Below are 12,485 nucleotides of genomic sequence, written 5' to 3'. Positions count from 1 at the left end.
CCATAGCGTAAGCTAGTAAGATCCCTGAAAGATGATCAGGTTGATAGGTTCGAGGTGGAAGCGTGGTGACACGTGGAGCTGACGAATACTAATAGATCGAGGACTTAACCATATATCTAAAGCGGAAGCGACTTGTTCAGAGTCGCTGGAGCTGGATTCAATATGAAGCAAATGTTATCTAGTTTTGAAGGAATATCCCTTCAATAGTTTGGTGATGATGGCAGAGAGGTCACACCCGTTCCCATACCGAACACGGAAGTTAAGCTCTCTAGCGCCGATGGTAGTTGGGGCCTTGCCCCTGTGAGAGTAGGACGTCGCCAAGCAAAAAAACCTAAGTCAATCTGACTTAGGTTTTTTGTTATTTCTCTATCATTTGAATATTCGTGTTTGATTGTAACTTATCAAGCTCACTTTGCAATTCTTTTGTTCTACTATGTTTTTAATATGAATAGAAATAGCTACATAGGTGAGGTGGATTTAGATATCTTAGGTTAGAAAGAACTATAGGAATCCCTCCCCCCTAAGTTTAGCTTTTAGCAATTTAAGAGGATAAAAAGAAACATGAGAGAATGACTTAAAATTCTTTTATATTAATAATAATTCGCATAAATATGTCAACAAATAACTAAAACACGAACATTTTTTTTAGTGTTTAAAAAAACATTCGATTATTTGTTGACATCGCTTACTGAATATTGTTAATATAACCATAGAAACAATATTATATCGCACCTCATATAATCGCGGGGTTATGGCCTGCAAGTCTCTACCTAACGACCGTTATTCGTTAGACTATGAGGGAAAGTCACTCGGTATTTTCTATTCACAAGGGATACGTATGCCTGGATAGAGCGCTTTCTCTTATAGTAAGAGAAATGTTCTATTTCAGGCTTTTTTTATTTGAATCGGGGGGATTCTACTATGAAATCACTAGTTGGAGTCATAATGGGAAGCACGTCAGACTGGGAAACAATGAAATATGCTTGTGACATCTTAAATGAATTAAAAATTCCGTATGAGAAGAAAGTTGTATCTGCTCATCGGACTCCGGATTATATGTTTGAATATGCAGAAACCGCTCGTGAGCGTGGATTAAAAGTGATTATCGCTGGAGCTGGAGGTGCTGCTCATTTACCAGGAATGGTTGCAGCAAAGACAAATCTTCCTGTAATTGGTGTGCCTGTGCAATCAAAAGCATTGAATGGCTTGGATTCATTATTATCTATTGTTCAAATGCCAGGGGGAGTTCCCGTTGCGACAGTTGCCATTGGAAAGGCTGGTTCCACAAATGCAGGGTTGCTCGCGGCACAAATACTTGGCTCATTTTATGATGACATACATGATGCATTAGAACTGAGACGAGAAGCAATTGAGAAAAATGTGCGCGAAGGTAGTGAGCTAATATGACGAAAATCATTTTACCTGGACAAACAATTGGAATCATTGGCGGCGGTCAGCTTGGAAGAATGCTGGCTTTAGCAGCGAAGGAAATGGGCTATAAAATCGCTGTTTTAGATCCAATAAGACATTCTCCATGTGCACAAGTTGCTGATATTGAAATTGTAGCCGCTTATGACGATTTAAAAGCGATACAGCATTTGGCGGAAATAAGCGATGTTGTTACATATGAATTTGAGAACATTAATTATAGATGTTTACAGTGGCTTGAGAAGTATGCATATTTGCCACAAGGGAGCCAATTACTATTCAAAACCCAAAATCGTTTTACAGAAAAGAATACGATTGTAGAAGCTGGTTTGCCGGTAGCACCATATCGTCTCATTCAAAAGCAAAATGAGCTACTTACGGCAATAAGGGAACTGTCTTTCCCTTGTGTATTAAAAACAACAACGGGAGGATACGACGGCAAAGGTCAGGTTGTTTTAAGAAGCGAAGCTGATATTACAAGAGCAAGTGAACTGATTAGTAAATCTGAATGTATTTTAGAAAAATGGGTGCCATTTGAAAAAGAAATATCTGTTATTGTAACGCGCAGTGTAAGCGGGGAAACAAAGGTATTTCCAGTAGCTGAAAATATTCACGTGAATAACATCTTACATGAATCAATCGTACCAGCTCGCATTACAGCAAACCTTTCCCAAAAGGGAATTCAATATGCACAGATACTCGCGGATGAACTTCAGTTAGTGGGAACACTAGCAGTAGAAATGTTTGCTACAGTTGATGGTGAAATTTATATTAATGAATTGGCTCCACGTCCTCACAATTCCGGTCATTATACAATTGATGCATGTGAAACGAGTCAGTTTAGACAGCATATTCGAGCAATCTGTAATTTACCTCTTGGGGAAACAAATTTGTTAAAACCAGTTGTCATGGTAAACATTTTAGGCGAACATATAGAAGGGGTCCTAAGACAAGTGAATAGATTAACCGGGTGTTATTTACACTTATATGGAAAAGAAGAAGCAAAATTACAGCGTAAAATGGGACATGTTAATATTTTGAATGAAAATATCGAAGTGGCTCTAGAAAAAGCGCGTAGTTTGCATATTTGGGACCATCAAGAACAACTGTTGGAGGGAAAAAGATGATTAGTCGTTATACACGCCCTGAGATGGGTGCGATTTGGACGGAAGAAAATAAATTTAAAGCATGGTTGGAAGTGGAGATTTTAGCTTGTGAAGCATGGGCGGAACTTGGTGAAATTCCAAAAGAAGATGTGAAAAAAATTCGCGAAAATGCATCATTTAATATGGATCGTATTTATGAAATTGAAAAAGAAACACGTCATGATGTAGTAGCATTTACTCGTGCAGTATCAGAAACACCTGCATTAGGGGAAGAACGCAAATGGATTCACTACGGTTTAACATCAACAGACGTAGTAGATACAGCATTGTCTTATATTTTAAAACAAGCAAATGAAATCTTATTAAAGGACTTAGAAAACTTTATTGAGATTTTAGCAAATAAAGCGAAAGAACATAAATACACAGTTATGATGGGGCGAACACATGGTGTTCATGCAGAACCAACAACGTTTGGTTTAAAACTTGGTCTTTGGTATGAAGAAATGAAACGTAACTTGGAACGTTTCAAACAAGCAGCTAATACAGTTCGCGTCGGTAAATTATCAGGTGCAGTTGGTACGTATGCAAACATTAATCCATTTGTAGAAAAATATGTTTGTGAAAACTTAGGATTAGAAGCAGCACCAATTTCTACACAAACATTGCAACGTGATCGCCATGCGCATTACATGTCAACACTTGCATTGATTGCCACATCTATTGAAAAGATGGCAGTTGAAATTCGCGGTTTACAAAAGAGTGAAACTCGTGAAGTAGAAGAGTTTTTCGCAAAAGGTCAAAAAGGTTCTTCTGCTATGCCGCATAAACGTAACCCGATTGGCTCTGAAAATATGACTGGTATGGCACGTGTTATTCGCGGTTATATGTTAACAGCTTATGAAAATGTTCCATTATGGCATGAGCGTGATATTTCGCACTCTTCTGCAGAACGTGTTATCTTACCCGATGCAACTATTGCATTAAACTATATGTTAAACCGCTTCGGTAATATCGTGAAAAACTTAACGGTATTCCCAGAGAACATGAAACGCAATATGCAAAGAACATACGGTTTAATTTATTCGCAACGTGTCATGCTTACTCTTATCGACAAAGGTATGGTACGTGAAGAAGCTTATGATATCGTACAGCCTAAAGCGATGGAAGCGTGGGAGACACAAGTACAATTTAAAGATCTTGTAGAGGCAGATGAGCGTATTACAAGCAAGTTAACACAAGAAGAAATCAACGAATGTTTCAACTATGAATATCACTTACAACATGTTGATACTATTTTTGAACGTCTTGGACTAAACTAAGCAGAAAATTTTATATGGCACAGAATAGCGTTATTCTGTGCCATTCTTTATAAAAATATTATTCACATTTTTCAAACTACAGGGGGCTTGCGAAATGCAAAAGCTAGAATTGCTGTATGAAGGTAAGGCAAAAAGAATATATCGTACAGAAGCAGCAGATATGGTTTGGATAGAGTACAAAGATAGTGCTACTGCTTTCAATGGAGAGAAAAAAGCGACCATTACAGGAAAAGGTCGTTTGAACAATGAAATTACAACTTTTTTGTTCAGAAAGTTGCAAGAAGTGGGAATTGAAACACATTTTGTAAAGAAGCTATCAGATACAGAACAACTTGTGAAAAAAGTAAGTATTATTCCATTAGAAGTTGTTACAAGAAACGTCATTGCAGGGAGCCTTTCCAAACGATTAGGAATGGAAGAGGGAATACCACTTGCCAAACCAATCGTAGAATTTTACTACAAAGATGATGATTTAGGAGATCCTCTTGTAACAGAAGATCATATTCGTGTGTTAAACGCTGCAACATTAGAGCAGATAAGTACATTACGAGAAAAGGCTCTACGAATCAATCAAGTTTTGATTGAGCATTTCGCAAGCTGTCGTGTAAGGTTAATAGATTTTAAATTAGAGTTTGGTATTACAGAGGAAGGCAAGATTGTATTAGCGGATGAAATCTCACCAGATACTTGTCGTTTATGGGATGAAGAGAGCAATGAGAAATTTGATAAAGATGTATTTCGCCGCGATTTAGGTAATTTAACCGAGGCATATGAAGAAATTTTAAAACGTTTAGGAGGGGCTTCACATGTATAAAGTTAAGGTATATGTAACATTAAGAGAGAGTGTATTAGATCCACAAGGAACAGCAGTAAAAGGTGCTCTTCACAGCCTTTCCTTTACAGAAGTACAAGATGTGCGCATTGGTAAATATATGGAGTTAACAATTGATAAATCGGTAACTGATCTTGATAGAAAAGTAAAAGAAATGTGTGAAAAACTATTAGCAAACGTTGTAATGGAAGATTTCCGTTATGAAATTGAGGAGGTTGTCGCACAGTGAAATTTGCCGTAATCGTTTTTCCAGGTTCGAACTGTGATGTTGATATGTTTCATGCAATTAAAGATGAGCTTGGTGAAGATGTAGATTATGTTTGGCATGATGCAGAGAACTTAGACGAATATGATGCGATTCTTTTACCAGGTGGATTCTCTTATGGTGATTACCTTCGCTGCGGTGCCATTTCTCGATTTGCGAATGCAATGAAAGCAGTGCAAAAAGCTGCTGAGCAAGGAAAGCCTATTTTAGGCGTGTGTAATGGATTCCAGATTCTTGTTGAATCAGGATTATTACCAGGGGTATTGATACGAAATCAAAACTTAAAATTCATGTGCCGAACTGTTCCGTTACGTGTTGAAAATAATGAAACGATGTTTACATCACAATATAACAAGGGGGAAATCATTCATATCCCAATTGCACATGGTGAAGGAAATTATTATTGTGATGAAGCAACTCTTAAAAAATTAGAGCAGAAGAATCAAATTGTATTCCGTTATGTAGACAATCCAAACGGAAGTGTTTCAGATATTGCAGGTATTGTAAATGAAAAAGGTAATGTGCTTGGCATGATGCCACACCCAGAGCGTGCTGTGAATGAAATTCTTGGCGGTGCAGAAGGGTTAAAAGTCTTTCAATCTATTTTGAAATATTGGAGGGAAACATATGTCGTTAATGCTTGAACCAAATCCAACACAAATTAAAGAAGAACGTATATATGCGGAAATGGGGTTAACAGACGAAGAGTTTGCCATGATTGAAAAGATTTTAGGACGTCTGCCGAACTATACGGAAACAGGGCTTTTCTCTGTTATGTGGTCAGAGCATTGTAGTTATAAAAACTCAAAACCAGTTCTTCGCAAGTTCCCAACAACAGGAGAACGTGTATTACAAGGACCTGGAGAAGGCGCAGGTATTGTAGATATTGGTGATAATCAAGCAGTTGTATTTAAAATGGAAAGTCACAATCATCCTTCGGCAATTGAGCCGTATCAAGGTGCAGCAACAGGGGTTGGCGGTATTATTCGTGATATATTCTCTATGGGAGCACGTCCGGTTGCATTATTGAACTCACTGCGCTTCGGTGAACTCCAATCACCACGCGTGAAGTATTTATTTGAAGAAGTAGTTGCAGGGATTGCAGGATACGGTAACTGTATTGGTATTCCAACTGTTGGCGGAGAAGTACAATTTGATCCATGTTATGAAGGAAACCCACTTGTCAATGCAATGTGCGTTGGGTTAATTCATCATGAAGATATAAAAAAAGGGCAAGCGCACGGTGCTGGTAACACGGTTATGTATGTCGGTGCTTCAACAGGACGAGACGGTATTCATGGTGCAACTTTCGCATCAGAAGAACTATCTGAGAGTTCAGAAGCAAAACGCCCAGCAGTACAAGTAGGCGATCCGTTTATGGAGAAACTTCTTATTGAAGCATGCTTAGAGTTAATCCAATCTGATGCGCTTGTTGGAATTCAAGATATGGGCGCTGCGGGCTTAACATCATCTTCTGCGGAAATGGCAAGTAAAGCGGGAATGGGTATTGAAATGTATTTAGACGATGTGCCACAGCGTGAAACAGGTATGACACCATATGAAATGATGTTATCTGAATCACAGGAACGTATGTTGATTGTGGTGAAAAAAGGTAGAGAGCAAGAAGTTGTAGAGTTATTTGAAAAGTATGGCTTAGCGGCAGTTGCGATGGGAAAAGTAACGGAAGATAAAATGCTTCGTTTATTCCATAAAGGTGAAATGGTAGCAGAAGTACCTGCGGATGCATTAGCAGAAGAAGCGCCAATTTATCATAAACCTTCAAAAGAGGCAGCATATTTTAGGGAATTTCAAGAAATGAAAATGAAGACGCCAAAAGTAGATAACTATAAAGAAACATTACTAGCTTTATTACAACAACCAACGATTGCAAGTAAAGAATGGGTATATGATCAGTATGATTATCAAGTACGCACAAGTACTGTTGTTACACCAGGATCAGATGCAGCGGTGGTGCGAGTACGTGGTACAGAGAAGGCATTAGCAATCACAACGGACTGTAACTCTCGTTATATTTACTTAGATCCTGAAACGGGCGGTAAAATTGCAGTAGCAGAAGCTGCGCGTAATATTGTATGTTCTGGCGGAGAACCACTTGCAATCACAGATTGCTTAAATTTTGGTAATCCAGAGAAACCAGAAATTTTCTGGCAAATTGAGAAATCAGTAGATGGTATGAGCGAAGCTTGTCGTACATTACAAACTCCAGTTATTGGTGGAAATGTATCAATGTACAACGAGCGCAGCGGTGAAGCTGTATATCCAACACCAACTGTTGGAATGGTTGGGCTTGTTCACGATTTAAAACATGTAACAACACAAGAATTTAAGCAAGCTGGGGATCTTATTTATGTTATGGGTGAAACGAAAGCTGAATTTGGTGGAAGTGAATTACAGAAGATGATGTACGGTAAAATCTTCGGTCAATCACCAAGTATTGATTTAGAAGTAGAAGCAAAACGTCAAAAACAATTACTAGAAGCAATTCAGGCGGGACTTGTTCAATCGGCACATGACGTTGCAGAAGGCGGATTAGCAGTTGCGATTGCTGAAAGTGCAATCGGTGCGAAAGGATTAGGTGCTACTGTGAAATTAGCTGGGGAGGCAACAGCGGCATTATTCGCAGAATCACAATCTCGTTTTGTTGTAACAGTAAAACGTGAACAACAAGAAGCGTTTGAAAAAGTAGTAGAAGCAATTCAAGTTGGTGAAGTCACAAATACAAATGAAGTAACAATTCATAATGAAGAAAATGAAGTACTACTTACAGCAAATGTTGATGAAATGAGAAAGGCTTGGAAAGGGGCAATCCCATGCTTGCTGAAATAAAGGGGTTAAATGAAGAATGTGGCATCTTCGGAATTTGGGGGCATGAAAATGCAGCACAAGTTACGTACTACGGATTGCATAGTTTACAGCACCGTGGGCAAGAAGGTGCAGGTATTGTGGTGAATAATGGGGAGAAAATTATTGGTCATAAGGGGTTAGGTTTAGTATCAGAAGTGTTTTCAAGAGGCGAGTTAGAAGGTTTAAATGGAAAATCAGCCATTGGCCATGTGCGTTATGCAACAGCGGGCGGAAGTGAAGTAGCAAACGTTCAGCCATTACTATTTCGTTTCTCTGATCATAGTATGGCATTAGCTCACAATGGGAATTTAATTAATGCCAAAATGCTTCGCCGTGAATTAGAGGCAGAAGGAAGTATCTTTCAAACAAGTTCAGATACAGAAGTATTGCTGCATTTAATTAAGCGAAATACGAAAGGGTCATTAATCGAGAGTGTAAAGGATGCGTTAAATAAAGTAAAAGGTGCATTTGCATATTTGTTACTAACAAGTCATGAAATGATTGTTGCACTAGACCCAAATGGGTTTCGCCCGCTTTCGATTGGGAAAATGGGGGATGCCTATGTTGTAGCATCTGAAACATGTGCTTTCGATGTAGTTGGTGCGACATATATTCGTGATGTTGAACCTGGAGAACTTCTTATCATAAATGATGAAGGGATTCAAGTAGATCGTTTTACAAATGAAGTAGAGCACGCAATTTGTAGTATGGAATATATTTATTTTGCACGACCAGACTCTAATATTGCCGGCGTCAATGTTCATGCGGCGCGTAAAAATATGGGGAAACGTTTAGCAATGGAAGCACCTATTGCGGCAGATGTTGTAACAGGGGTACCTGATTCTAGCATCTCAGCAGCCATTGGTTATGCAGAAGCAACGGGAATTCCATATGAATTAGGATTAATTAAAAATCGTTATGTCGGACGTACCTTTATTCAACCATCCCAAGAGCTGCGTGAGCAAGGGGTGAAAATGAAGCTTTCTGCAGTACGCGGTGTAGTTGAAGGAAAACGTGTTGTCATGATTGATGACTCAATTGTAAGAGGGACAACCAGTAAGCGGATTGTTCGCATGCTTCGTGAAGCAGGAGCGACAGAAGTGCATGTAAGAATTGCTTCGCCTCCTCTTAAGTATCCATGTTTCTATGGCATTGACATTCAAACGAGAAAAGAATTAATCGCTGCAAATCACTCTGTAGAGGAAATCTGTCAAATCATCGGTGCAGATTCTCTAACATTTTTAAGTGAAGATGGATTAGTAGATGCAATTGGACGTCCATATGAAGGGAAATACGGCGGGTTATGCATGGCTTATTTTAATGGAGATTATCCGACCGCTCTTTACGATTATGAACAAGAACTTTTAGAAAGTATGAAATAAAAAAGAAAAGAAGCTTCTACTTCTTTCTATGTAGAAGCTAGCTTCTTTCTGAAAACGGTCGCCCTAGATGGGGAGAAATTAAAAGACGAGGTGTGAAAAACAATGGCGAATGCGTATAAGCAAGCAGGAGTAGATATTGAAGCTGGATATGAAGCGGTATCTCGCATGAAAAAACACGTACAAACAACAATGAGAAAAGAAGTGCTAGGCGGTCTAGGTGGTTTTGGGGGTATGTTTGATTTATCAAAATTGCCATTAGAAGAACCTGTATTAGTATCAGGAACAGATGGTGTAGGTACAAAGTTAATGCTTGCTTTCATGGCAGATAAACATGACACAATTGGCATCGATGCAGTAGCAATGTGTGTAAATGATATCGTTGTTCAAGGAGCAGAACCATTATTTTTCCTTGACTATATTGCTTGTGGTAAAGCTGATCCAAGTAAAATTGAGCACATCGTCAAAGGGATAGCGGAAGGTTGTCGGCAAGCTGGATGCTCACTAATTGGAGGGGAAACAGCAGAAATGCCAGGTATGTATTCCAAGGAAGAGTATGATTTAGCAGGATTTACTGTTGGGATTGTTGATAAAAAGAAAATTATAACAGGTCATTCGCTTGATGAGGGGCATGTGTTAATTGGTTTAGCTTCTAGTGGGATTCATAGTAACGGTTATTCTTTAGTTCGCAAAGTATTATTAGAAGACGGACAGATGTCTTTAGACCGTATATATGGACGGTTAGAACTACCTCTTGGTGAAGAGTTATTAAAGCCGACGAAAATTTATGTCAAACCTATTTTAGAACTATTGAAGAAATATGAAGTGTATGGCATGGCACATATTACAGGTGGTGGTTTTATTGAAAATATTCCACGTATGTTACCGAAAGGAATTGGAGCAGAAATTGACCTTGGCTCTTGGAACATTCAACCGATTTTTAGCCTAATTCAAGAGGTTGGAAAGATAGAAGAGAAGGAAATGTTCAATATTTTTAACATGGGTATTGGTATGGTAGTAGCGGTGAAAGAAGAAAATGCAAAAGCGGTTGTTCGTCTTCTTGAAGAACAAGGAGAAAAAGCGTATATCATTGGACGCACTGTAAAAGGATCAGGTGTTGCTTTTAATGGAGGAATAGATCATGAATAGATTGGCAATCTTTGCCTCTGGAAGCGGATCTAACTTTCAAGCATTCGTTAACGCAGTAGAAGAAAATAGATTACATGCTGAAATTAGTTTGCTAGTATGTGATCAACCCGAGGCGCGTGTAATCGGAAGAGCGCATTATCATCATGTTCCATGCTTTGCTTTTTCGGCGAAAGCATATGAATCAAAGGAAGCGTTTGAAAAAGAGATATTAAAAAAATTACGAGAATACGAGATTGATTTTGTTATTTTAGCGGGATATATGCGTCTTATCGGACCGACATTGCTAGAAGCATATGGGGGAAAAATCATTAATATTCATCCATCGTTATTACCGAGCTTTCCAGGAAAAGATGCTATTGGCCAAGCGTTAAAAGCAGGGGTGGGAGTAACTGGAGTAACGATTCACTATGTAGATGCTGGTATGGATACAGGACCGGTTATTGCACAAGAAGCAGTGCAGGTTTCTGAAAATGATACGAGAGATAGTTTGCAAAAGAAAATTCAACAAGTGGAACATCGTTTATATGTAAATACGGTAAATAAAATCATTCAATCTATGAAAGAACGAACTGTGAAATAGGGGTGTAAAAGAAATGAAAAAGCGTGCATTAGTAAGTGTTTCTAATAAAACAGGAGTAGTAGAATTCGTGAAAGGTTTGCTTGAACAAGGAATTGAAGTGATTTCAACAGGTGGCACGAAAAAATTATTAGAGGAAAATGGCTTACAAGTAATGGGGATTTCTGAAGTAACAGGTTTCCCAGAGATTATGGATGGTCGTGTCAAAACATTACATCCCAATATTCATGGTGGATTACTTGCAGTGCGTGATAATGAAGCGCATGTAGCAGAAATGAGCGAATTAGGCATTCAGCTGATTGATTTTGTCGTTGTAAATTTATACCCATTTAAAGAGACGATTGCTAAGCCTGATGTAACATTTGCTGATGCGATTGAAAATATTGATATCGGTGGTCCAACAATGATTCGTTCAGCTGCAAAAAATCATAAATTTGTATCAGTAATTGTAGATCCAGCAGACTATGACGTTGTATTAGCTGAATTAAAAGAAAAAGGTGAGGTTACAGACGAAACAAAGCGTAAATTAGCAGCGAAAGTATTCCGTCATACAGCGGCATATGATGCATTAATCTCAAACTATTTGACTGAACAAATGGGAGAAGAAAGCCCAGAAATATTAACAGTAACATTCGAGAAAAAGCAAGATTTACGTTACGGAGAAAATCCGCATCAAAAAGCAACATTCTATAAAGCACCATTTGCGGTGGCTTCTTCTGTTGCATATGCAGAGCAATTGCACGGAAAAGAACTATCTTATAACAACATCAATGACGCAGATGCAGCGCTTAGCATTGTGAAAGAATTTACAGAACCAGCGGTAGTCGCCGTAAAACATATGAATCCATGCGGAGTTGGTGTTGGTACGGATATCCATGAAGCGTATACACGTGCTTATGAGGCGGATCCAGTATCAATCTTCGGCGGCATTATTGCAGCGAACCGTGAAATTGATAAACGTGTGGCAGAGAAATTACATGAAATCTTCTTAGAAATTATTATTGCACCTTCATTTTCGAAAGAGGCTTTAGAAGTATTGCAAAGTAAGAAAAACTTACGTCTGTTAACGGTAAATATTGAGAAGACAACAAGTGCAAGTAAAAAACTAACTTCTGTTCAAGGTGGACTTCTTGTTCAAGAAGAAGATACGTTAGCGCTAAATGAAGAGACAATCATAATTCCTACAAAACGTGAACCAACAGAGCAAGAATGGAACGACTTAAAATTAGCTTGGAAAGTTGTAAAACATGTAAAATCAAATGCAATTGTACTCGCAAAAGATAATATGACAATCGGTGTTGGTGCTGGACAAATGAATCGTGTTGGTTCTGCAAAAATTGCAATCTCGCAAGCAGGTAGCAAAGCGCAAGGTAGCGCCTTAGCATCCGATGCGTTCTTCCCAATGCCAGACACAGTAGAAGAGGCCGCAAAAGCGGGGATTACAGCAATCATTCAACCAGGCGGGTCAATCCGTGACGAAGATTCGATTAAAAAAGCGGATGAATATGGGATTACGATGGTGTTCACGGGCGTACGTCATTTCAAACATTAATAGGCATATAAAA

General features: G+C 38.7%; 11 protein-coding genes, 2 rRNA genes and 1 riboswitch. All 13 genes read left to right on the top strand.

Annotation, left to right across the window (positions count from 1 at the left end):
- Positions 1-112: ribosomal RNA gene (locus MR059_RS13905) — 23S ribosomal RNA — on the top strand; the annotation flags it as partial.
- A 95-nt stretch (positions 113-207) separates the two neighbouring features.
- Positions 208-323 (top strand): 5S ribosomal RNA (rrf, locus tag MR059_RS13900).
- Positions 324-713: 390 nt separating this feature from the next.
- Positions 714-815: riboswitch (purine riboswitch) on the top strand.
- A gap of 106 nt (positions 816-921) precedes the next feature.
- Positions 922-1,407 (top strand): 5-(carboxyamino)imidazole ribonucleotide mutase, encoded by a 486-nt coding sequence (gene purE / locus MR059_RS13895; RefSeq protein ID WP_011983389.1) that lies wholly within the window; start codon positions 922-924, stop codon positions 1,405-1,407.
- Positions 1,404-2,555, top strand: a complete 1,152-nt coding sequence (gene purK, locus MR059_RS13890) for a 5-(carboxyamino)imidazole ribonucleotide synthase (RefSeq protein ID WP_011983390.1) — start codon at positions 1,404-1,406, stop codon at positions 2,553-2,555. The genes purE and purK overlap by 4 nt, the downstream gene beginning before the upstream one ends.
- Complete coding sequence (purB, locus tag MR059_RS13885; protein WP_011983391.1) at positions 2,552-3,853, top strand: adenylosuccinate lyase; 1,302 nt, start codon at positions 2,552-2,554, stop codon at positions 3,851-3,853. The genes purK and purB overlap by 4 nt, the downstream gene beginning before the upstream one ends.
- 94 nt (positions 3,854-3,947) lie before the next feature.
- Positions 3,948-4,667 carry a phosphoribosylaminoimidazolesuccinocarboxamide synthase gene (purC, locus tag MR059_RS13880; protein ID WP_011983392.1) on the top strand — a complete coding sequence of 240 codons (720 nt, stop codon included), beginning with the start codon at positions 3,948-3,950 and terminating at the stop codon, positions 4,665-4,667.
- Entirely contained in the window at positions 4,660-4,914 is a 255-nt protein-coding gene (purS, locus tag MR059_RS13875) for a phosphoribosylformylglycinamidine synthase subunit PurS (protein ID WP_011983393.1), read from the top strand. The genes purC and purS overlap by 8 nt, the downstream gene beginning before the upstream one ends.
- Positions 4,911-5,594, top strand: coding sequence for a phosphoribosylformylglycinamidine synthase subunit PurQ (gene purQ, locus MR059_RS13870; protein WP_011983394.1), 684 nt, complete (start codon positions 4,911-4,913; stop codon positions 5,592-5,594). Before purS ends, purQ begins: the two co-directional genes overlap by 4 nt.
- Positions 5,578-7,797 carry a phosphoribosylformylglycinamidine synthase II gene (purL, locus tag MR059_RS13865; protein WP_011983395.1) on the top strand — a complete coding sequence of 740 codons (2,220 nt, stop codon included), beginning with the start codon at positions 5,578-5,580 and terminating at the stop codon, positions 7,795-7,797. The genes purQ and purL overlap by 17 nt, the downstream gene beginning before the upstream one ends.
- Positions 7,782-9,197 carry an amidophosphoribosyltransferase gene (purF, locus tag MR059_RS13860; RefSeq protein ID WP_011983396.1) on the top strand — a complete coding sequence of 472 codons (1,416 nt, stop codon included), beginning with the start codon at positions 7,782-7,784 and terminating at the stop codon, positions 9,195-9,197. Before purL ends, purF begins: the two co-directional genes overlap by 16 nt.
- Before the next feature lie 102 nt (positions 9,198-9,299).
- On the top strand, positions 9,300-10,343 hold the full coding sequence (gene purM, locus MR059_RS13855) for a phosphoribosylformylglycinamidine cyclo-ligase (protein ID WP_011983397.1): 1,044 nt from the start codon (positions 9,300-9,302) through the stop codon (positions 10,341-10,343).
- Positions 10,336-10,923, top strand: coding sequence for a phosphoribosylglycinamide formyltransferase (gene purN, locus MR059_RS13850; protein WP_011983398.1), 588 nt, complete (start codon positions 10,336-10,338; stop codon positions 10,921-10,923). The genes purM and purN overlap by 8 nt, the downstream gene beginning before the upstream one ends.
- 13 nt (positions 10,924-10,936) lie before the next feature.
- Positions 10,937-12,472: a bifunctional phosphoribosylaminoimidazolecarboxamide formyltransferase/IMP cyclohydrolase gene (gene purH, locus MR059_RS13845; protein WP_011983399.1), complete on the top strand. Its 1,536-nt coding sequence runs from the start codon at positions 10,937-10,939 to the stop codon at positions 12,470-12,472.
- Positions 12,473-12,485 lie beyond the last annotated feature (13 nt).

It is taken from the genome of Bacillus cereus group sp. BfR-BA-01522, assembly GCF_022662635.1.
Lineage (GTDB): Bacteria > Bacillota > Bacilli > Bacillales > Bacillaceae_G > Bacillus_A > Bacillus_A cytotoxicus.
This window is presented reverse-complemented; position numbering and strand designations above follow the sequence as displayed.

Bases quoted from the DNA above. Each gene is read 5' to 3' on its own strand.
- purE (WP_011983389.1), top strand. From the start codon at position 922: ATGAAATCACTAGTTGGAGTCATAATGGGAAGCACGTCAGACTGGGAA.
- purB (WP_011983391.1), top strand. From the start codon at position 2,552: ATGATTAGTCGTTATACACGCCCTGAGATGGGTGCGATTTGGACGGAA.
- purF (WP_011983396.1), top strand. From the start codon at position 7,782: ATGCTTGCTGAAATAAAGGGGTTAAATGAAGAATGTGGCATCTTCGGA.
- purC (WP_011983392.1), top strand. From the start codon at position 3,948: ATGCAAAAGCTAGAATTGCTGTATGAAGGTAAGGCAAAAAGAATATAT.
- purK (WP_011983390.1), top strand. From the start codon at position 1,404: ATGACGAAAATCATTTTACCTGGACAAACAATTGGAATCATTGGCGGC.
- purN (WP_011983398.1), top strand. From the start codon at position 10,336: ATGAATAGATTGGCAATCTTTGCCTCTGGAAGCGGATCTAACTTTCAA.
- purS (WP_011983393.1), top strand. From the start codon at position 4,660: ATGTATAAAGTTAAGGTATATGTAACATTAAGAGAGAGTGTATTAGAT.
- purH (WP_011983399.1), top strand. From the start codon at position 10,937: ATGAAAAAGCGTGCATTAGTAAGTGTTTCTAATAAAACAGGAGTAGTA.
- purL (WP_011983395.1), top strand. From the start codon at position 5,578: ATGTCGTTAATGCTTGAACCAAATCCAACACAAATTAAAGAAGAACGT.
- purM (WP_011983397.1), top strand. From the start codon at position 9,300: ATGGCGAATGCGTATAAGCAAGCAGGAGTAGATATTGAAGCTGGATAT.